Annotated in this window: 16 protein-coding genes and 1 pseudogene; 4 read left to right on the forward strand and 13 right to left on the reverse strand. The window is 33.1% G+C overall.

What is annotated here, in order from left to right; genetic code table 11:
• The first annotated feature begins 46 nt into the window (after nucleotides 1–46).
• Nucleotides 47–1,735: an Ig-like domain-containing protein gene (locus tag QE431_RS20400; protein ID WP_307299756.1), complete on the forward strand. Its 1,689-nt coding sequence runs from the start codon at nucleotides 47–49 to the stop codon at nucleotides 1,733–1,735.
• Here QE431_RS20400 and QE431_RS20405 read toward each other — a convergent pair.
• The gene (locus tag QE431_RS20405) at nucleotides 1,732–2,499 is read right to left on the reverse strand and encodes an amidohydrolase (RefSeq protein WP_307299758.1); all 768 of its coding nucleotides are present in this window, start codon (nucleotides 2,497–2,499) and stop codon (nucleotides 1,732–1,734) included. The genes QE431_RS20400 and QE431_RS20405 overlap by 4 nt on opposite strands.
• A gap of 91 nt (nucleotides 2,500–2,590) precedes the next feature.
• Nucleotides 2,591–3,367 (reverse strand): DeoR/GlpR family DNA-binding transcription regulator, encoded by a 777-nt coding sequence (locus QE431_RS20410; RefSeq protein ID WP_307299760.1) that lies wholly within the window; start codon nucleotides 3,365–3,367, stop codon nucleotides 2,591–2,593.
• Nucleotides 3,368–3,525: 158 nt separating this feature from the next.
• On the opposite strand from QE431_RS20410, the gene QE431_RS20415 reads away from it, so the two are divergent.
• Nucleotides 3,526–5,103 (forward strand): beta-N-acetylhexosaminidase, encoded by a 1,578-nt coding sequence (locus QE431_RS20415; protein ID WP_307299762.1) that lies wholly within the window; start codon nucleotides 3,526–3,528, stop codon nucleotides 5,101–5,103.
• Between the two features lie 100 nt (nucleotides 5,104–5,203).
• Nucleotides 5,204–5,818 carry a PA14 domain-containing protein gene (locus tag QE431_RS20420; protein ID WP_307300582.1) on the forward strand — a complete coding sequence of 205 codons (615 nt, stop codon included), beginning with the start codon at nucleotides 5,204–5,206 and terminating at the stop codon, nucleotides 5,816–5,818.
• An 84-nt stretch (nucleotides 5,819–5,902) separates the two neighbouring features.
• On the opposite strand, the gene QE431_RS20425 is transcribed toward QE431_RS20420, so the two are convergent.
• From QE431_RS20425 to QE431_RS20440, 4 genes and pseudogenes are all read right to left on the reverse strand, one after another.
• Nucleotides 5,903–8,335, reverse strand: coding sequence for a hypothetical protein (locus QE431_RS20425; RefSeq protein WP_307299763.1), 2,433 nt, complete (start codon nucleotides 8,333–8,335; stop codon nucleotides 5,903–5,905).
• Nucleotides 8,336–8,642: 307 nt separating this feature from the next.
• Nucleotides 8,643–9,390: pseudogene (locus tag QE431_RS20430) on the reverse strand (succinate dehydrogenase/fumarate reductase iron-sulfur subunit).
• Between the two features lie 52 nt (nucleotides 9,391–9,442).
• Nucleotides 9,443–11,443: a fumarate reductase/succinate dehydrogenase flavoprotein subunit gene (locus QE431_RS20435; protein WP_307299764.1), complete on the reverse strand. Its 2,001-nt coding sequence runs from the start codon at nucleotides 11,441–11,443 to the stop codon at nucleotides 9,443–9,445.
• An 11-nt stretch (nucleotides 11,444–11,454) separates the two neighbouring features.
• Nucleotides 11,455–12,120 (reverse strand): succinate dehydrogenase cytochrome b subunit, encoded by a 666-nt coding sequence (locus QE431_RS20440; RefSeq protein WP_057115185.1) that lies wholly within the window; start codon nucleotides 12,118–12,120, stop codon nucleotides 11,455–11,457.
• Between the two features lie 356 nt (nucleotides 12,121–12,476).
• Between QE431_RS20440 and QE431_RS20445 the strand changes: the two genes are divergently transcribed.
• Nucleotides 12,477–13,838: a hydroxymethylglutaryl-CoA synthase family protein gene (locus QE431_RS20445; protein ID WP_307299765.1), complete on the forward strand. Its 1,362-nt coding sequence runs from the start codon at nucleotides 12,477–12,479 to the stop codon at nucleotides 13,836–13,838.
• A gap of 273 nt (nucleotides 13,839–14,111) precedes the next feature.
• Here QE431_RS20445 and QE431_RS20450 read toward each other — a convergent pair whose 3' ends face one another.
• The 7 genes from QE431_RS20450 to QE431_RS20480 all read right to left on the reverse strand — a co-directional run bounded on the left by QE431_RS20450 (nucleotide 14,112) and on the right by QE431_RS20480 (nucleotide 20,892).
• The gene (locus tag QE431_RS20450; protein WP_307299766.1) at nucleotides 14,112–15,467 is read right to left on the reverse strand and encodes a hypothetical protein; all 1,356 of its coding nucleotides are present in this window, start codon (nucleotides 15,465–15,467) and stop codon (nucleotides 14,112–14,114) included.
• Nucleotides 15,464–16,726, reverse strand: coding sequence for a hypothetical protein (locus tag QE431_RS20455; protein WP_307299768.1), 1,263 nt, complete (start codon nucleotides 16,724–16,726; stop codon nucleotides 15,464–15,466). Before QE431_RS20455 ends, QE431_RS20450 begins: the two co-directional genes overlap by 4 nt.
• A gap of 814 nt (nucleotides 16,727–17,540) precedes the next feature.
• Complete coding sequence (locus tag QE431_RS20460) at nucleotides 17,541–18,098, reverse strand: hypothetical protein (RefSeq protein ID WP_307299769.1); 558 nt, start codon at nucleotides 18,096–18,098, stop codon at nucleotides 17,541–17,543.
• An 18-nt stretch (nucleotides 18,099–18,116) separates the two neighbouring features.
• On the reverse strand, nucleotides 18,117–18,557 hold the full coding sequence (locus tag QE431_RS20465; RefSeq protein WP_057115191.1) for a GNAT family N-acetyltransferase: 441 nt from the start codon (nucleotides 18,555–18,557) through the stop codon (nucleotides 18,117–18,119).
• A gap of 4 nt (nucleotides 18,558–18,561) precedes the next feature.
• Nucleotides 18,562–18,993 (reverse strand): nuclear transport factor 2 family protein, encoded by a 432-nt coding sequence (locus tag QE431_RS20470; protein ID WP_241774310.1) that lies wholly within the window; start codon nucleotides 18,991–18,993, stop codon nucleotides 18,562–18,564.
• The gene (locus QE431_RS20475; RefSeq protein ID WP_307299771.1) at nucleotides 18,962–19,552 is read right to left on the reverse strand and encodes a hypothetical protein; all 591 of its coding nucleotides are present in this window, start codon (nucleotides 19,550–19,552) and stop codon (nucleotides 18,962–18,964) included. Before QE431_RS20475 ends, QE431_RS20470 begins: the two co-directional genes overlap by 32 nt.
• Nucleotides 19,549–20,892 carry a polymer-forming cytoskeletal protein gene (locus QE431_RS20480; protein WP_307299773.1) on the reverse strand — a complete coding sequence of 448 codons (1,344 nt, stop codon included), beginning with the start codon at nucleotides 20,890–20,892 and terminating at the stop codon, nucleotides 19,549–19,551. The genes QE431_RS20475 and QE431_RS20480 overlap by 4 nt, the downstream gene beginning before the upstream one ends.
• Between the last annotated feature and the right edge of the window lie 249 nt (nucleotides 20,893–21,141).

Below are 21,141 nucleotides of genomic sequence, written 5' to 3' on the forward strand. Positions count from 1 at the left end.
AAGCAAATATAATCGTTATTTTGTGCAATCAAATTGAAAACCCGTTATGTTGAAAAACACTCTAAAATATATTTCATTTATAATTTTAATATCAATGATAAGCTGCGCTAAAAGAGGCAGTATTACAGGTGGTTTAAAAGACACTTTAGCACCGGTTTTGGTATCAAGTTATCCTGAAAATTATAGTACAAACTTTAAAGGAAACACTATCACTTTAAATTTCGACGAATATATTAAGCTGAAAAACACCAATAAACAGTTGATTATTTCTCCGCCATTAAAGAATGAACCGTTAATTACACCAAGTACGGTTAGTAAATTTATTAAGATTGAAATTAAAGATACTTTACAGCCCAACACAACTTACAGTTTAAATTTCGGGCAGGCTATTACGGATAATAATGAAGGAAATGCTTTAAACCAATTCAAATATATTTTCTCCACAGGATCTCATATTGATTCGCTTAAACTGAACGGACGAATTAAAGATTCATACGAAAAACATGTAGATAATTTTGTTTCGGTAATGCTTTATGAAGTAAATGATAAATTTAAAGATTCTACTATTTACAAAGAATTTCCGCGTTATATCACCAACACTTTGGATAGTATGCGAACTTTCCAGTTTGAAAATCTAAAAGAAGGAAAATATCTTTTAGTGGCATTAAAGGATAAGGGAAGCAACAATAAATTTAATCCGAAAGATGATAAAATTGGGTTTCTTAAAAATTATGTTACGATTCCGACTGACACTGTTTACGAAGTAGAATTATTTAAAGAAACATTGCCTTTAAAAACTTTTAAACCTATTGAGGCTTCTGGAAATAGATTGTTTCTTCCTTATGAAGGAAAACAGAATTTTAAGAATTCGAAACCGAAAATTGTCCTTAAAAACGGAAGCGAAGTTCTAGAAACTATAGTTACGCAGTTTCCTAAAAAGGATTCCCTGCAAGTTTGGTACAAACCTATAAAAGCAGATTCATTATCGCTTGAAGTTTCAAAAGAAAACTACGACAAGAAGTTTTCTTTTAAAATCAAAGCTTTAAAAAAGGATACTCTTAATATCAAAGCGGTACAAAATGGCCAAATTAATTTTAGAGAGCGCTTTACATTGGAGACCGAAACTCCTTTGGTAAAATTTGACAAATCTAAAATCACTTTAGTCAATAAAGATTCTGTAGCAGTTCCGTATACGACTGAATATGACGAATTTGATCAAAAACTATATATTGATTTCAAAAAAGAGCCTTTAGAAAAATACAATTTTACTTTCCTGCCAGGCGCTTTGACTGATTTTTATGAAAAAACAAACGATACATTATCTTATAAACTCAGCACCAAAGAAGCAGCAGATTATGGAAACATCATTTTAAATCTAAAAAATGTAAAACGTTTTCCTATAATTGTCGAATTGACGAATAAAAAAGGAGATGTTGTTTTAGCCAGCGATTATTCTGAAGGTGCAACAACTTTAGAATTTAATTTGCTCCAGCCAGAAGTTTTTACGGTGCGTATTATTTACGATGACAACAAAAACAAGATGTATGACACGGGTAGTTTCCTAGAAAAACGATACTCTGAAGAAGTATTCTACAATCAGGAAGAATTTGATGTCCGCGCCAATTGGGATCGAAACGAAACTATCGATTTAAGTGTTCCGTTTAATCCAGAAGTCGAGAAAAAACAAGACGAGAAAAAGAAAAAAGATGAAGAAAAGAAACGGAAAGCTTTCTAGATTTTAATTTCGAAAGTATCACGATCACCTAGAAAATTAAGTTTTCTTCGGGTTTCTAACATTATATTTTTATCCAATTCAGCCACAAAAACACCTGCTGTTTCTTGTGGCTTTATTATATAATTTCCCCAGAAATCAATTAATTGGGTATGACCATTATGTTCAAAATTATTATCATCAAAACCTACCCTATTTACGCCGGCAACATAACTTAAATTTTCTATGGCGCGCGCGTTTAACAAAGTGTCCCAAGCGTTTATTCTAACTTTTGGCCAATTTGCAACATACAAAAGAAGATCATAATTTTCGACATTTCTAGCGAAAACAGGAAAACGCAGATCGTAACAAATTTGAAGACAAATTTTCCATTCTAAATATTCAACAATTACTTTCTGATTTCCAGCAGTGTAAAACTGGTCTTCTCCCGCCAGCGAAAACAAATGTCTTTTATCATAATATTGAAAATCTCCTGACGGAAAAACAAAAAACATTCGATTGTAATATTTTCCATTTTCTGTAATAACTAAGCTTCCTGTTATTGCAGCATTTTTTTGTTTTGCTTTTACTTTCATCCATTCGATTGTTTCTCCTTCCATCGTTTCGGCAATTGCAGATAGATTCATTGTAAATCCTGTCGAAAACATTTCTGGAAGTACAATTAAATTTACTTCAGAAGCAATCTCATCGATTTTTGAATCAAAATTTTCTCGATTTGCAGCAGCATTTTCCCAGAAAAGATCGGTTTGGATTAAAGCAATTTTCATTTGAAATATATTTTAGATTGAAAACAAGTACTGAAAATTTCAAGATTTAATTTTATCAAACCTGAAGTGTTTTTCTAATAAAAAATTGACATTAAATCACAACCAGACTGGGAACTGCGCTCTTATATGGCTGTAGTTTTTCGTGAGTTGGATCTTCTTCGGTAATAACATAATTTACTTCAGACAAACTCGCAATTTTCATTTTAAGTACTGTATTTAATTTTTCTGTAATAGTCAAAACTGCCGTTTTTTTAGAAGCTTGAATCATTGCTTTTTTTACCTGAACGGTTTCCCAATCAGAATCTGAATAACCGCCGTCTACGTCTAAAGCATTTGTTCCTAAAACCAAAAGATCCGCTTTTATATTGGCCAATTGATGAAAAGCTTCTCCACTAACACACATTTGACTGTAAGAAGAAATACTTCCGCCAATCATGATCGTTTTAATATTGGGTTTATCTAAAAGTTGTACGGCCGTTAAAGCTGTAATGGTAAAAACGGTTAAATTAAGATCGTTTGGAATTAATCTGATGAATTCACGAATGGTAGTTCCTCCGTCAACAATCAAAACCATTCCGTCATGAAGTAGTCCGACTGCTTTTTGAGCAATAACCTGTTTGGCTTCTACTGCATAAGTCTGGTTAGATGAAGAATAGTGATATCCTTTGGTCATTGCGCCGCCTTTTACTTTAATCAAAAGTGCATCAGCGTCGAGTTCATTAATATCACGGCGAATAGTATCTTCAGAAACACCAAGTTTAGCTGAGAGAGTTTCAAAACTTACACGCGTGTGCAGATTGATCTCTTTTAGAATATGATTTTTACGTTCTTCTTTACTATAATTTAAAACTTCATTTTCAGTACTCATGCCGATTGTTTTTTTTCTTATTACAAAAATAAACATTTCAGTAAATAATTCATTGAAACCAAAAGCTCGATTATTAATAAAAAAATTTAAAAATCTGATTTTAAAACCATTTACTATCTTTAAAACTCTATTTTAATAAATTCTAAAGTTTTTCTTTTATGAAAAAATTCCTTTACCTCTTTTTTGTTCTTTCTTTTTTAAATGGAACCGCACAAAATTTCCAGCAGAATAACTCTATTATTCCAGCTCCAAATTTCTACAAATTAACAGGAGACAGTATTCGTATAATTGGAAAAGTTCAAATCAATTTTGTGAATAAAAATTACAGTGAAAGGGAATTTAAATCGGCTCAAATTTTAGAAACGGCTTTCAATTCTAAAACTGCTTCAAAGAAATCAGATGTAAAAATTGACTTTAATACGAATGCTAATTTCACATCAAAAGAAGCTTATAAAATTGAAATTACTTCCAAAAAAATTATAGTTTCAGGAAAAGAAGAAGGGTTGTTTTATGGAGTTCAAACTTTACTTCAGCTTCTTCCAAACAAAATTTCAAAAGAAATCAAACTTCCTTGTCTAATTATTGAAGATCAACCCCAATATTCTTACCGAGGCCTGCATTTAGACGTCTGCCGTCATTTTTTCTCTGTTGCTGTCATAAAAGATTTTATCAAACAAATGTCCAGCTATAAATTAAATAATTTTCACTGGCATTTAACCGACGATCAAGGATGGAGGATCGAAATAAAAAAATATCCGAAACTGACCGAAGTTGGTTCAAAAAGAGCTCAAACTTTAGTGGGAAATAAATTTGAACGATCGCCATTTTTTTTCGACGGAAATCCATACGGAGGATTTTACACTCAGGAAGAAATTAAAGATGTTGTGAAATTTGCCGAAGAAAATTACGTGAATGTTATTCCAGAAATCGAAATGCCGGGCCATGCTTCTGCCGCCGTTACAGCATATCCAAATTTAGCTTGTTTTCCAGATCGAAATTATAAAGTTATAGAATCTTGGGGTGTTTTTGAAGATGTATTTTGTGCGGGAAAAGATGAAACTTTTACTTTTTTAGAAGATGTTTTAACCGAAGTCATGGCATTATTTCCAAGTAAAAATATTCATGTCGGCGGAGACGAATGCCCAAAAACAAGATGGAAAACCTGCCCAAATTGCCAAAAGAGAATTACAGCTTTAGGTTTAAAAGATGAGCATGAATTACAGAGTTATTTTATTAAAAGAATTGAAAAATTCTTGAATGCTAATGGAAGACAGATTTTTGGCTGGGATGAAATCCTCGAAGGTGGACTCGCCCCAAACGCTGCCGTTATGTCTTGGCGTGGAGAATCGGGCGGAATTCATGCAGCAAAACTGAAACACCCAGTTGTAATGACACCAGAAGGAACGGTTTATTTTGATTACAATCAGGGATATTCTCCAAACGAACCGCTTACCGTTGGCAGATTAAGTACTTTAGAAAAAGTATACAACTACAACCCAACTCCGGTTGACAGTTTATCGGTTGAAGAACAAAAATATATTATCGGAGTTCAAGCCAATCTTTGGTCAGAATATTTAACCAGTCCTGCAAAATTAAACTACATGCTTTATCCTAGAATTTTCGCTCTGGCTGAAATAGCATGGGCAGAAACTCCGAATAAAAATTACAGTCATTTTATTCAAAATCAACTTCCGCATCATTTAGAAAAACTAGAATTGGAAAATAGATTGTATTAAAGTTCCGACGCCATTTGGTGCAGAAGAAACGGCCTTAATTGCATCAAAATATATTTTAGATTTAAAACCAACTATAAAAAACGGAAAGATCTTTTATACAATTGACGGTTATAATCCTGATGAAACGGCAGAAATGTATCAAAATCCAGTGCCCATAAATATTCCAAAAGGAGAATATCGAATCATCAAAACGATTCAAATCAGCGAAAGCGGTAAAAGAAGTTCTATTAATAAAATCATAGTTCGAAATCCAGATTTAAAATCAGCCTTGGCCATTCAGCCTAAGAAAAATGGTTTGAAATATGAATATTATACAGGAACATTTAAACAAGTTCTGGATTTGGAGCTTTCAAAACCTGCAGCGACAGGAATTTTTGAAGGCAAAATCAGCGTTGAAAAATGGAAAACGAAATTAGAACGTTATATCGGCTTAAAATTTAACGGATACATCTTTGTACCTGAAACTGGAAATTATACTTTTTCGACCCTTTCAGACGACGGATCGAAGCTTTTTATTGATGATGAATTGATTGTTGATAATGACGGTATTCATTGGGCAAATGAAGCTTACGGAGCAGTTAAACTAGAAAAAGGTTTTCATAAAATCAACATCAGTTATTTTGACTTAACCGGTGGCACAATTTTAAATTGTTTCATTCAGAAAGAAGGAAAAAAGAAAGAAGAAATTACCGCATCGCAATTATTTTATGAATAGACAAAACATAATATTCAATAAATTAAAAAAAGGAAGGCTGTTACTAATCCAGTAACAGCCCTTTTTTTTTATATTAGAATAGAATTATCTTCTACCCCTGAAACCACCGCCTCTAAAACCGCCGCCGCCAAATTGGCCTCCGTTATTTCTAAAATTACTGTTGTTTCTAAAGTTTTGGAAATTTTGATTTCTCACTTCACCCTCCGATCTGGAATTTTCAAAATGATCTAGATCTCTTGTTACATTTTGTCTTCCAGCTTCACCTAAAGGTTTTTCTGGTCTGCCCAATGTCTGATCTGCTTTTGGAAAATTATCAGCACGATCGCCAAGACGATTGTTTTCTCCTAAAGGTTTATTTGCCAGTCCCGATTCTCTATCCCTTTTCGGTAAGTTATTAAGATCTGGTTTATCAGCTTTACGCTGTGATCCACCGAGAGTTCCAGCTTGAGTCCAGCCTCCGTTTCCATTATTATAATGACTCCAATTTCCATTTTGATCTCTTTTATAAATATGTCCGTCATGTCCTGCGTACATATTGTTATTAGTATGAATAGTCGTTCCGCCGCCTCTTCTATGAGTGATAACGCCTTTATTTCCACCAGAAGTTTCATACCCAACCGCGGTGCCTCGTCTTGTAGTGACATGTCCAGTTTGAACCCAATCACGTCCGTTCGTTGCAGCCGAATGACCCCATTGTGCGTAAGCATTATGTCCCTGAATAGTTTGCCCGTAATTTCCTGTCCACGGATTATAAGTATTGGCCGCAGTCCTACCTCCGTACCACCCTTGCACACTTGCAGAACGTCCGTATCTGCCTGTTGCTGGATTATACCAAGCAGATGTTCCAGCAGCACCGTAAGGTCCGTAAACCCTTCTTCCGGCTGCCCAGCCCCCTGTCCACGGATTATAAACGGCTCCAGCTCCATAGGTACATGGCCATGGTCGATAAATTGGATACAATCCTCCGTAGTAATAATAAGGCGGGTAGTAATATCCTGTACCATAAGTTAAGATTGCACCAACAGTTGCTCCTATTATAAAGGCTCCAAAATAACCTGCAGTTGTATTACTTTCGACAGTTGTATCGGTAACATTGGTTTGTGTAACATATGTTACATTATAAACAGGCGAAGTTGGCGGAATGGTATAAATTTCTTTAGGAACAGAATTTGTCACTTTCCAAGGTCCGTTTGGACTTGTAGACATAAACCAAACAGCCTGAAAACACAAATAATACATATCACCTACTCTTATGACTTTTTCTTGCGTATTGCTGGCATACTGCATTTTTGTCCCTTCGATTGGTTTAAATTGAGGCGTACCATCATAAACCACTTTTGCTTTTGCTTCTGCATCTGCTTTGTTTACAATTGCAGTTGTGGGTACCTGCGCTAACATTACGGCATCTTTTGCTTCCTGTGTTCCAGGAACAGAAGCCAAAACACTTGCTCTTGGAGAATCTCTTGGAATTTTGGCAAAATCTTCAGGAAGATTATTCCCTGCATAACTCCATGGTCCGTCCAAGCTTTTAGAACCAAACCATCTTCCTGATAAAAGCACATAATATTGTCCCTGCGCTTCATTGGCAAAAACATCATTTTCTGTATTATCAATATACAATAATTGAGTGCCTGGTATTTTTTCAAATTTTGGAGGGCCATTTACTAAGATTAATTCAGCAGGTACTTTGCTAAAGAAAACATTTGGCGCAGTACCTGATTCTGGAGGCGGAATCATTTTTTTAACTTCGTCGAAATTTTGTCCCGATGGCAGATTTTTCAAACCATCTGGAAGTTTTGTCGCTTTTATCCATTTACCGTCAAGTTTTTTAGAGCTCAGCCAAATATTCTCGGCAAGTAAATAATAATCACTAGTAGTTTTATCAAAAAACAAATCCCAATTTGTATTTACCACATACTGGATCTCTGATTTTTCTACAGGAACCAAAACAGGTTCTCCCTGAACAATTAGCAATATTGCTGGACTTGAACTGTAAAAAATTGGCGGTGGAGTATTTTGCGCAGCAATTCCTTTCGCAGGACTTGTAGTTTTATCTAAATCTGCCAGGATACGATCCACAGAAACGGGATCACCTCCTTTCGGAAGTGTTTCTTTGAATAGCTTTTCCATTTCGGGAATCTTTTTTTCATCAAGAGATGGAAAGCGAACATCGGTTACTTTAATATCTTTAAAGAAAACACTTCGACTGTCTTTATCTACTAAAGTTGACGCTTGTAAAGATGCAACACCCAAAACTTGCTTTCCATCCTTAGGAGTTAATGAAAAAGCTAGTCTTGCTTTAATTTCCTTGTGGTCATCCCAGCTATCGACCTGCGGCTGATAATAAACCAGTTTTGTCCCATTATTTGTTATCTCGCGCGGCCAGCCATTATCAGCAATATCTGTAGAATCTTTCTGATCGGCTACAGCCATTTTTTGATCATCGACATCTTTCTCTTTTTTGCAAGATAAAAGAATGTAGGCGCAGCATGTAATTAGTACTAAAATCTTTTTCATAATATTAGAATTAGATTGCTTTATAAATTGAAAATTATCTTTTTACTCCTCAAAACAGCACGTGGATTAAAAACACTGCTGTTACACTGTAAATCTGTTGGTTAAAATTAGACTTTGACTTACAAAAAATCAAAATTTGAGAATGCTAGTTGGTTTCAAATTATAAAATGCTACAAAAAAACTGCACCATTATAAAAATTACTAGGGTAGAACATATTACCTTAAGCAGGATTGACATTCAAATAGATCACAAAAAAAAACGCATTCAAAAATGAATGCGTTTTTTTATATAGTAATTGGATTTTTATTATCCTTTCAAGCTTGCTGCTAAATATTCACGGTTCATACGTGCAATATTTTCAAGAGAAATTCCTTTTGGACATTCGATTTCACAAGCTCCTGTATTTGTACAGTTACCAAAACCTTCGTGATCCATTTGGTGAACCATGTTTAAAACACGATCAACTGCTTCAACTTTACCTTGTGGCAATAATGCATATTGAGAAACCTTTGCAGCAACGAATAACATTGCCGATGAGTTTTTACAAGTTGCAACACATGCTCCACAACCAATACAAGCTGCAGCATCAAAAGATTTATCTGCATCGTGTTTGTTAATTGGAATTGTATTCGCATCTATTGTATTTCCTGAAGTATTTACAGAGATAAATCCTCCTGCGTGTTGAATTCTGTCAAAAGAACTTCTGTCTACAACTAAATCTTTAATTACTGGGAAAGCTTTTGCTCTAAATGGCTCGATAAAAATTTGTATCACCATCTTTAAACATACGCATGTGTAATTGACAAGTTGTAACACCTCTGTCTGGTCCGTGCGCTTCTCCATTAATGAATAATGAACACATTCCGCAGATTCCCTCACGACAATCGTGATCAAATGCTACTGGCTCTTCTCCTCTATTGATCAATTGTTCGTTAAGAACATCAAGCATTTCAAGGAAAGACATATCTGGTTCGATTCCGTCGATTGGGTATTCAACGATTCCCCCTTTATCTTGGGCGTTTTTTTGACGCCATATTTTTAATGTAAGTTTCATTTTGTATAAGTATTAAGTATTAAGAAATAAGTATCAAGACTTTTTTCAAATACTATTTATAGCTTCTTTGAACTAATTTAATGTTTTCGTAATTAAGAGGTTCTTTGTGTAATACGGCGTCACTTGGTTTTCCTTTGTATTCCCAAGCTGCAACGTATGCAAAGTTTTCATCATCACGAAGTGCTTCTCCTTCTTCTGTTTGATATTCCTCACGGAAGTGACCACCACAAGATTCGTTACGGTGTAAAGCATCTTTCGCGAACAATTCTCCTAATTCTAGGAAATCGGCAACACGAGTCGCTTTTTCTAATTCCTGATTAAATTCGTTAGCGCTTCCAGGAACTTTTACATCTCTATAAAACTCTTCACGTAAAGCAGCAATTTCTTCGATAGCCTCAGTTAAACCTTTAGCGTTACGAGCCATACCTACTTTATCCCACATGATTTTCCCCAATTTTTTATGGAAATAATCTACAGAATGTTTTCCGTTATTGTTGATAAATCTGTCGATTTGATCTTTTACATTTTTTTCAGCTTCAACGAATTCTGGTAAGTCTGTAGAAATTGGACCCATTTTAATATCTGGAGCTAAATAATCTCCAATAGTATATGGTAATACGAAATATCCATCAGCTAATCCCTGCATCAAAGCAGAAGCTCCAAGTCTGTTTGCTCCGTGGTCAGAGAAGTTAGACTCTCCAATTGAGAAACATCCAGGAATTGTAGTCATTAAGTTATAATCAACCCAAGTTCCACCCATTGTGTAGTGTACCGCTGGGTAAATCATCATTGGTGTTACATAAGGATCTTCGTCTACAATTTTCAAGTACATTTGGAACAAGTTTCCATATTTACTTTTCACAATTGCAGTTCCTAATTTCGTAACCAAAGTGGCATCATTAGCATCTAAACCTTTTACGTAAGCTTCTTCAGTTCCGTAACGTTTGATCGCTGCAGCGAAATCTAAGTAAACTGCTTCTCCAGTTTTGTTAACTCCAAAACCAGCATCACATCTTTCTTTAGCTGCACGAGACGCAACGTCACGAGGTACTAAGTTACCAAAAGCAGGATATCTTCTTTCTAAGAAATAATCTCTTTCTTCTTCAGATAAATCAGTTGCTTTTTTTCTTCCTTCACGAATTGCCTGAGCATCTTCTAATTTTGCAGGAACCCAAATACGACCGTCATTACGTAAAGACTCAGACATCAAAGTCAGTTTTGACTGGTGATCTCCAGAAACTGGGATACATGTTGGGTGAATTTGTGTGTAACAAGGATTTGCGAAAAACGCTCCTTTTTTATGAATTTTCCAAGCTGCTGTTGCGTTACTTCCCATAGCATTTGTTGAAAGGAAAAATACGTTTCCGTATCCTCCAGAACCAATTACTACCGCGTGAGCAGAATGTCTTTCTATTTCTCCAGTGATTAAGTTACGAGCGATAATACCTCTCGCTTTTCCGTCAACGATTACTAAATCCAGCATTTCGTGACGGTTGTACATTTTAATTTTTCCACGACCAATCTGACGGTTCATTGCAGAATAAGCCCCTAACAATAATTGCTGTCCAGTTTGTCCTTGCGCATAAAATGTACGAGAAACCAAAGTTCCTCCAAATGAACGGTTATCTAAAAGTCCGCCATATTCACGAGCCAATGGTACCCCTTGAGCCACACATTGGTCAATAATATTTGCAGAAACTTCAGCCAAACGGTGAACGTTTGCCTCACGTGCACGGTAGTCACCTCCTTTTACAGTATCGTAGAACAATCTGTAAACTGAGTCACCGTCACCTTTATAATTTTTTGCCGCATTGATACCCCCTTGTGCAGCAATAGAGTGCGCACGACGTGGTGAATCTTGGAAACAAAATGCTTTTACGTTATATCCTAACTCAGCTAGAGTAGCCGCAGCAGAACCTCCAGCCAAACCTGTACCAACTACAATAATATCTAAATTACGTTTGTTAGCAGGGTTTACTAAATTAATATGATCTTTATAATTTGTCCATTTGTCCGCTATAGGACCATTTGGAATTTTTGAATCTAATGCCATTATAATTGATATTAATTATTGAAATGATGAAATAATGCGATAATTACGAAAAGTGCTGGAACCACAACTGCGAACCAGTAACCTACTTTTGCTAAAAATCTTGAATATTTGTTGTGCATCCCCATTGATTGAAGAGAAGATGCGAACCCGTGCCATAAGTGGAATCCTAAAAGGACAAAAGACACGCAGTATAATCCTGTACGGATTGGATCGTGAAATTTATGAACTAACTCTCCATAATACCTTGTAGCATTTGGTACTTCTCCTGCTATATACTTATAGTTAACTTCAGGAAACCAAAAATCATAAAAATGCAATCCTAAGAATGCCAAGATAACCAATCCAGAAATAATCATATTTCTAGAACTCCAAGAAGCATTTGCCGCTCCGTTGTATTTTGCATACGCAATTGGTCTTGCTGCGCTGTTTTGAGCTGTAAGAACAAATCCCATTACGAAATGGAAAATTACCCCGAATGCCAAAACTGGCTGCATTACATATTGTATCAGCGGATTGTATCCCATAAAGTGAGAAGCTTCATTGAAAACGTCTTCACTAATAATAGAAATAAAATTTAAGGAAACATGCAGCGCTAAAAACGTGATTAAGAATATTCCCGAAAGAGCCATAGCTACTTTCTTTAAGATGGAAGCATTCAACTGTGCAGATTGTGCCATAAGTGTTTAAGTAGTTTGTTTTAAAAAATTAGACAAAAATAACTCAATTACAAAAGAACTACAACCATTTCGTTGTTATTTATAATGATTTTAAAATAGCCTAGTTCTACGTATTTTTACGTACAAAAAATATACTGCTAAAAAATAATTCACTATAGCAATTCTCAAACCACTGTTTTCTAAGTAAAATGGAGAGAAATCAATTCTAAGTAGATTATCAAAAATTATCATATTGCTATTTTATTCAAAGTTTTGATTTGTTTTCTTTAAAAGTTTCACTGCGCATAAATTTTGTCTGAGTAAAAAATTGTCATTCCGCAACATAGTTTTACCTTTAGCGGCTCAAAAAAATAAGAATGAAAACAGGAATTGATGCTATTTCTTTTGATGTAGCAAACATACATTTACCCATAAAAACTTTGGCGGCTGCCAGAAATATTGAACCAGAAAAATTAGAAAAAGGTCTCGGATTACTAAAAATGACTTTCCCAGACGTTCATCAGGACACGGTTGTTTTTGGAGCAAACGCTTTAACCAGACTTATTACTGATAATAAAATCAATCTAAACGAAATAAGCAGAATCTATGTTGGTACCGAAAGCGGTATTGACAGTTCAAAACCAATCGCTTCTTATTTGATTAATTTAATGGAGCAAAAATTTGGTGAAGATTCATTAGCAGAATGCGATGTTGTCGATTTTACTTTTGCCTGCATTGGCGGTGTAGACGCATTACAAAACTGTCTGGACTTTGTAAAGTTAAACCCGACGAAAAAAGCAATTGTAGTTACAACTGATTTTGCCAAATACGATTTGAATTCAGGCGGAGAATATACTCAAGGAGCCGGTGCAGTTGCAATGCTGATTACTGCAAATCCAAAAATTATTGCTTTTGATGATAATTGGGCGACGAGCACAAAAGGTGTTTTTGACTTCTTTAAACCTTACAGAACTATTTCTAAAGAAGAAATTACTCAAAACACTAACAATGATTCTTGGTTTGACAATTTAGAAGCCGAAATCGAAATCCACAAAGACCAGCCCGTTTTTGACGGTCAATATTCAAACCAATGTTATATGGATCGTACTCGTAATGCTTACTTTTCATTTAAAAAATTAAAAAACACGACCGAAACTTTATACAACACTTGGCACAGTATTGTGATGCACTTGCCATATTCTTTCCAAGGAAGAAGAATGTTATCTGAAATCTATGCTTTAGATAGTGCTGAAAAAATCATAGCCGATGATATCGCACCTGCAGATTATCAAGTTAAAATTAAGGAAGTAGCAAAATCTGACGATTACAAAAGTTTTGTAACTGAGAAATTACAACCTGCAGAATTGGCTTCTTCTTTAATCGGAAATCTTTATACTGGTTCTATTTTCATGGGACTGTTATCTACTTTAGCTCATTTTTATAATACAAATAAAGAAGTTGCCGGAACTAAATTCGGTTTCCTGGCTTACGGAAGCGGATCGAAATCGAAAGTTTTTGAAGGAACAATTCAGCCAGAATGGAAATCGGCTTTGGACAATGTAAAGCTTTTTGAAAATTTAGCTGAAAGCGTAGAAATTGATTTCAATACTTATGAAAGTCTTCATAAAAAAGAACAAAAACAAAGTGTAAGAACTCCAAAAAACGAATGGGTTTTAGATCGAATCGAAAAAGAGATTCCAGTTTTGATTGGGGCGAGATATTATAAATGGGTTGATTAAGAAATTCTAAATTTTTTATCCCGAGGCTTCGGGACCAGATTCCAATAAAAAAAACCGAAGCGATTTGCTTCGGTTTTTTGTTTTTATACCATACAGTTTGTCATCCTGAGCGAAGTCGAAGGACACGCTAGTAGCTCTAAAAAGATTGGCGATTTTACATGCGGAATTTCTAGTGTGATTTCTCCTTCAGTCGAAATGACAAGATTACGCTAAAAATTTTGTCAAAAACTACAGAACCCTTTTTTTATTCCATAGAGCGGTCTTTTATAAAAATCATTGAGAATCAATAACTTCATAATGTTTTTTAACATCTTTTAATATCGCATAAGTGACATCCATATTTCCTTCCTGATTTCTTCTTGCCCAAAAGCTGTAAATCCAAACTGCTGTCGCTTTAGTATTATATTCAGTTTTTCTATTTTGCTTAGAATTTCTCTTGATCAAACCCCATGTTTTTTTTGAAACAAAAGGACTAATTTGACTAAAATGATCATTTGGAAACTCTTTTTCAGCATCAGAAGTCATTGTTTTATAAATCATATCTAGTACTTCAATTTCACCTTTATTTTCATTTTCAGCACGCGAAATATCATCTCTGCTCGAAATCAAAACCTCTATAAGTAAATCTACATTTGAATCGTTATATATACTTCTTGACAAGAGCGCAAACAAAATTGGTCTGTAACTTTCATATGCATCTCTAAGTACATCAGGATTCTCTCTTAACTTATCCGCGAGAAACTTCGTTTCATATACATATTCATCAGCATGTAACCCAATTTTAGTTTCATTTCTATAACCTGTTAAAGACTGGTTTTTCCTTAAATACAAAAAATCTGCGAAAAAAAATTTTATCTCGTTACTTATTCTAGAATCGCTATATTCTTCATCATATCGATTCCTCAAAAATCCAGTAGATTTTATATTAGAGGTATTCATATCTCTAAAACCATAATAATCCTCTACATATTTCATTCCTGATCCAATTACTTCAGTGTCTTCTACAGTACTGCTATCAATTACGGCCAGTCTTTCATCTACTAACGGCATTACTTTTATAGCGTCAAACATTACATTTAAATAAAGTTCCGAAGTAGCCATGTTTCCAACCCCAATAAAGAAAGCACCTCCAAAAAGAATTAGCGAAAGAAAAATCATTAAAGCACTGAGCATTTTACTTACCTCATTAACCTTTTCTTTTACCTTTAAAAAAAGACCAATAATTAAGCTTACTGCTATTAAAAGAACTATGAAAATACAGAGCTTTAAAATAAAAACTTTATACTCTTCTGCTGCACTTCTGAAACTTAAAGCAAAAGCAATGAGAGAAGTTAAAAACATAAAACTCCCAAAAATTACATATGTAAAAAAAGAAATGGTCCAAAATCTATCTTCATCTTCTTTTTCAGAATGATTTTTTGATGAATCAGAATAAATAACTGTTAATACTAATCGCTGTACTAGAATAGAGATACCTAATAAAATAAGAGGAAAAAAGCCAATTAAGAATAATGGGATTTTTGTAATTATCGAAAAATATTCGTCATACTCTACCTTATAAAAGGTAAAACCTAGTGCGACAAGTATGAAAAACTGAACTATTAAAATTATTTTATACGATTTTATCATTCTTCAGAATTTTCATAATGTTCTTTTATTTCTTTTAAAATCAAGGCTACCTCTTTCAAATTCCCTTCATTATTTCTTCTGGCCCAAAAGCCATAGAACCATCTCATATCGGATGATAAATAAAAATCGTTGGAAACTTTTAAAGCATAAAGTTTTCTAACCGTTTCTTCAGAAAAATTATATTCAAAGGTTTCAAAAAAATCAGTGTTATCTTCTTCGTCTTTTGCATTGGACTTCATTACTTTGTACATTTCACTAAGCAAATCTTTTTCACCACCAATATCTTCGTGAGCCAATAATAATCCTTCTACAATTTTATCAAAATGAGCCCTGCGATAGGTATTTTCGGATACAGCGCTGTAGAATACAGGTTTAAATGTTTCAAATTCAGAATAAATCTCATCAGGTTTATTTCTTAAATTATCTATGAAATTGAGGAGATAATAATCATCTTTATAAGAAATTTGTTCTTGCTGTGCTATTTCGATCAAATTTCTAATATTAAAAAATTGTTCTTTACCATCGGTTCCACCACAATTCTCAATTAAAGAAATCCAAGATTCATACAACAAAGTGGCAGTGTTTTCGCTTTCGCCGTCAGCTTCTTCGCTTTCGCCATAATCTTCATAAACTTCTTCTTGATTTCCAGTTTGTTTTTGTGCTTTAGCAATAAAATGTCTTTCTGAATTTTCTATAAATACTGAAACAAAAACCAATTCAAAAACAGTCGAAACAGTTAGGATTAAGAAACTAAATATCAAGATAACCGTAGCCAATGATTTATTTATTTTCCAATAGAGACCAGCCGCTAATAAAAAAGAGGCCACAACCAAACTGATTATAATAACTAGCAGGAATCTAGAAAAAATTATTGCATAAAAATGAATCGGCTGATCAATAATTAAAGCATCTTTTTGAAAAACCAATACTGAAAACATACCAATAACGAACAATAAAAAAACGTTGCAATAGAAGGCAAATTTCCAAAAGTTCTGTTTACGTTTCCTTTTCACAATTTCTTCATCATCTTCTGGAGCATCTGGCGTTTTTGGAAACAAAGTAAAAAGGGCAACCATACAGCAGACAGCAAAAAAAATTAAAGGCAACAATTCGCCATAATTAAATTCGTAAGGATGAAGTTGTCTAATTTTCAGTATTTTTTGCTCTCTAAAATTGGAAACAATAAAAAGACAAAGTAAAAGAAGGGGTATAAATTGTAATATTACGGCATTTTTAAAAAATCTGGTTTTACGATCCATATTAAACTTTTGATGTAGGAATTTGCTCAAAACTATTAAAAAAAATTTAACTCGAAAAATATTGCTAAAAATGATTTTTGAATTTCAGCATTTCAAAACCTTTGTAAAAGTTTTAAACCTTGATAAAGGCCACAGCACTAACAAGCAATCAATCCTTTTTATGCTGTTCAGTATATTTTTGATTGCCTTTAATTCGAGTATCTTCAGTATGCATTCCGTTTGCCATTCCTAACATAAAGGCTGTAATTATAATTATAAATTTTCTTTTTATCCAATGAAGAAGTGGTCGCTTAGATCGCTCTAAACGTGTTTATTTATTTTGTTTATACATTTTGAAAATGATAAATGATTAGACATTATTTAATCATTCTATGCTCAGAAATAAATTTTCTTAAGCGCTGTATAAACTTTTACTGAAGTGTTTTGAAGTGATTATTTCATTCATAAAAACAGATTGATTTATAAATGAAATTAGTTTTTGATGAAGCAGATCTTGCAGTTTTTTAATTTGAAAAGTAAAGGCATTTTTTGTTTTAAGAAAATTTAAAACAATTGAGAATCTCGTTTTATTCCAAGAAGCAATTTGTCCGAACTTATATAACGAGAGCTTTTAAGATTTAATTCTCTTCTTAAAACTACAAATTAAGACTCGTAATATTTTGCCGATTTAGATTGAGAATATAAAGTACCATCACCCGCAATCACAACAAAAGTCAGAAAGAGTGCAATTAAGTATTTTATATGTTTTTTCAATTTATTTATGGATCATTTTATTTTGTGAGACAAAAATACGAACTAAAATATTTTTTTTAAGCTACTTTTTCAGTTCATTTTCTTCTTTTGCGAACAGCAAAAGTCCCAATCCCAAAACAAAAACCAGACAGCTCAAAACCATCAAAATCCCATTTTTCAAAGCAAAAAAAGAAATTCCAACAGCGACAGAACCAACAATTACCATTAAAGATTTTAGAGTTTCGGTCTTTATATAAGCAAATGCATGCAAAGCCAAACCAAGAAAAAGCAAAGACGGACCAACGGCCACAAACGGATAAAAAATCAATGGTGAATTACTGATATGCTGGCTTAACTGTTCTTTTGCAATTTCATTATTTCCATAACTTGACATTATAAAATCGATTGTACAAAGTCCGATATGAGCAATAACACCTAAAGTTGTCAGTACAGAAGCAACAGAATTTATTTTGTTTTTACGAAATACATCATTAAATGACAACAAAAAACAAGCTCCAATTAAGTTAAACCAATGTGCAAAATCTACTGAGTCGCTAAAACTTGGCAAAAGTTTGGAAAAGAATAAATAACTGATTAGAAAAAACACTAATCCGATCAAGCAACGTTGTTTTGTATTCATAGTTTATTTTCTCAACTTTTATTGTTTATAAATCGTAAACTTATTATGACTCAAAGTAAAACCAAGATTTTCATAAATTGCCACATTCTCTACTCGCTTTTTATTTGTTGTAACTTCAATACTTTTTAGATCATTTTGAGTAGCAAAATCTAAAATCTCACTAATTAGTAATCTTCCAACGCCTTGACCTCGGTATTTTTGATGAATAAAAAACTCCTGAATTTCACCAACCAATCCGCAATGATGCAAAAGATTTTGGGTGTGGAAACTAATAAATCCCAAACATTCATTTTCATTTTCGGCGATTAGATAAAGATTTTTTGGGTTAGATATGTTTTCATTGAATAGTGTTTCGAACATTTTAAAATCTAAAACTTCGTTTTCGAGTTCGCAAATTGCTTTGTAAACGAAATCTAAGTCGTAATTTTCTACTTTTCTGATGTTTACTTTTAGATTCATAACTCTAACTAATATCAATCAGTTTTACAATCTTATCGTCCAAGAATTGAAAAATCGATTTTCCTTTCATATTTAATTCTTGACCAGCTTTTAATCCGTTTGGGAAATCTACTGCTAGAACAGCATAATAATCAATGTCAATTATTGCTGTAATCTCATCTTGCTTAATTGATGTAATAGTTTGTTTTCGTGCTGAGAAATATTCTTTGCCTTTTTCGGCCTGGACTGTAAATTCTTTTATTCCAGTCAAAGTCAAGTTGATTTCGCCATTTTGAATGTTTTCAAAAATAACCGATTCGTCAAAATCAGCAATCATTTTATCAATATCAAATTGATTATATCCTTCGATATAATTTTGAATTATTTTTTCTTTGTTGTTCATAATATTTCCTTCAATGTTTTTATTACCTCTTTTTCGGCTCAATAAGCCATTCAATAGCAATAAATTTTGAACATTTATCTTTCACGTCACTTCCCGCCCAATCAATTAAAATTGCGGCACCATCATTTTTTATTTCATTTTTAACAAAATCAAATGTTTTTATAGCTCCAACAGAACCTTCTCCACTTAAATCAAAAACTATATTTTTTGTTTTCGTAAAAACTGAATATAAAGAAAGTAACTTTTTTTGACTATAATCAAGGCTTTTTACTTTATCATTTTTAGAAATACCATTTTCTTTAAAGATTTTTGGAACTGAGTCTTCATGCAAATTTGTATTTCTTTTTAAGTATCTACTTACTGTTATAGAATTAAAAATACGTTCAAATCTTGATTCTTTAAAATTCTCAGCAAAAGTTAAGGCATGTAATATCTTTACATTCTCATGTTGTGTTTTTCCTGTAAAAATATCTGTTAACTCTGCTTTCATTTCATAAAAACAAACTGTTCCATGTATATGAATGAGAAGCAGTTCTCCTTTTCTAAGTTCAAAAGCCGGTATAAAATACTCGCTAGTTTTTATTCCTTTACTTTCAATTAATAGCTCTTTCATTTCTCAAGTCGTTCAAATTTCTGTTTATACTTTTGAACATAATTATTCCATGTTTCTTTAAAAACTTCATTATCATAAACTAAAGCAGCATAATCAACTGTTTCCTGGCTAAAATGATTTCCAAAAATATTATTTAAATATTCAATTCCTGAATCAATTACTTTTTTTAGAATTTGTAATTTATCAATCCCACTTCCTTTACAGGCTTTATCAAGCCATAATCCTTTTCCAATTTTCACATATTCTACAAGAAGGTTTTCTGTTATAAATTGAGAAGAAACATCATTAATATCTGGTTCATGTTTTCCGTTTTTGAAAACTAATAGAATCAATTCTTCAGAATAATATGCTGACGGAATTAATCTTAGCATTGTACCGCTTTCAGCAGCTTTAAAACATAATTCTTTTGTGATAAACTCGTCTGGAATAACCTGAATTGCAAAACCATCTTTACTGACTAATCTTTCGCAGAGTTCATATGTTATTAAGTCCTGATCGATAAATGGCAGAGCGTGGAAGGTTTTATTCAATGCAAAATTACAAAGTTCTTCGGTTTTAAATTCTTTTGGAACTAGTTTTAGATTTCTATAATTTTCTAAAACACTATTACGCCAGTATTCATAAGTTTTAGCGGGTGGATTATTTTGTTTTAAAACCAATTCGCCTTTTGCCAGCTCTCTTTCTAATTCTTCAAAAGTTTCAATTAGCGGATTATCAAGTAATTTTCGGATTTCGTTTGAAATAATTTCATCACCTGTTTCATCATCATATTCACATTCATTTTTTGGATCTACATCATCGGCTCTGTCATTATAATAGAACAAATCATTTTTTCTTTCTGCAAATGTTGTATTATGATCATTAACAATAAAAACTGGAGAATCAATTAAACCCGAACAATTAAAATTACCATGATTATAATAAGTCATCACAACTTCTTTTACTGTAATTTTCCCTTTTATTTCAACATTAGCGCCGCCAAGTAAAAGACTTTGACACTTTACATTTCCGTTAATAAAAACATACGGACCATAATCGCCTTCTGCATTAATAATCGAACCGCTGATAGAAAAATTTCCATTTATAAAAATGCCTTCTATTCTTATTCCTTCTATCTTTTTAACTGAGAGGTTTAGCAAATTGGCAAGCCATTTTCTCTCTTTCTCTTCATAAAGATCTAAATAAAAATTGTCATCAAAATTTACATCTTCGTCTGCAATGAGAAAAAAATCTTTATTTTCCCATTCTTCAAAATAATCGAACTTTTCATCTTCTGTTAAAAAAGGATATTTTGTTTTGATTTCGGCTATTGTGATTAATTTGAAATTGATTGTGGTCATTATATCTAAAAAGAAAATTAAACTTAGTAAGTACAAATTAACATCATCTTACTGACATATTCTCACATACTCAGTTCTTTTCTTACAAAATTTATAACAACTTCCTCATATCAATCTTTGTCGAATTACTACCGTGATCTCTCCTTTGTCGCAATGACATAAATTGAGAAAAATTCTTTAATCCCTCAAATCTGTGGCTAAAAAATTAGAACCAAAACAAATAAGAAAACTTTAATAAATCAATCTTGT

Source organism: Flavobacterium sp. SORGH_AS_0622, from assembly GCF_030818825.1.
Classification (GTDB): Bacteria; Bacteroidota; Bacteroidia; order Flavobacteriales; family Flavobacteriaceae; genus Flavobacterium.

Bases quoted from the DNA above. Each gene is read 5' to 3' on its own strand.
- QE431_RS20425 (WP_307299763.1), bottom strand. From the start codon at position 8,335: ATGAAAAAGATTTTAGTACTAATTACATGCTGCGCCTACATTCTTTTA.
- QE431_RS20450 (WP_307299766.1), bottom strand. From the start codon at position 15,467: ATGATAAAATCGTATAAAATAATTTTAATAGTTCAGTTTTTCATACTT.
- QE431_RS20405 (WP_307299758.1), bottom strand. From the start codon at position 2,499: ATGAAAATTGCTTTAATCCAAACCGATCTTTTCTGGGAAAATGCTGCT.
- QE431_RS20475 (WP_307299771.1), bottom strand. From the start codon at position 19,552: ATGAAAGAGCTATTAATTGAAAGTAAAGGAATAAAAACTAGCGAGTAT.
- QE431_RS20415 (WP_307299762.1), top strand. From the start codon at position 3,526: ATGAAAAAATTCCTTTACCTCTTTTTTGTTCTTTCTTTTTTAAATGGA.
- QE431_RS20440 (WP_057115185.1), bottom strand. From the start codon at position 12,120: ATGGCACAATCTGCACAGTTGAATGCTTCCATCTTAAAGAAAGTAGCT.
- QE431_RS20465 (WP_057115191.1), bottom strand. From the start codon at position 18,557: ATGAATCTAAAAGTAAACATCAGAAAAGTAGAAAATTACGACTTAGAT.
- QE431_RS20410 (WP_307299760.1), bottom strand. From the start codon at position 3,367: ATGAGTACTGAAAATGAAGTTTTAAATTATAGTAAAGAAGAACGTAAA.
- QE431_RS20435 (WP_307299764.1), bottom strand. From the start codon at position 11,443: ATGGCATTAGATTCAAAAATTCCAAATGGTCCTATAGCGGACAAATGG.
- QE431_RS20400 (WP_307299756.1), top strand. From the start codon at position 47: ATGTTGAAAAACACTCTAAAATATATTTCATTTATAATTTTAATATCA.
- QE431_RS20460 (WP_307299769.1), bottom strand. From the start codon at position 18,098: ATGAATACAAAACAACGTTGCTTGATCGGATTAGTGTTTTTTCTAATC.
- QE431_RS20455 (WP_307299768.1), bottom strand. From the start codon at position 16,726: ATGGATCGTAAAACCAGATTTTTTAAAAATGCCGTAATATTACAATTT.
- QE431_RS20445 (WP_307299765.1), top strand. From the start codon at position 12,477: ATGAAAACAGGAATTGATGCTATTTCTTTTGATGTAGCAAACATACAT.
- QE431_RS20480 (WP_307299773.1), bottom strand. From the start codon at position 20,892: ATGACCACAATCAATTTCAAATTAATCACAATAGCCGAAATCAAAACA.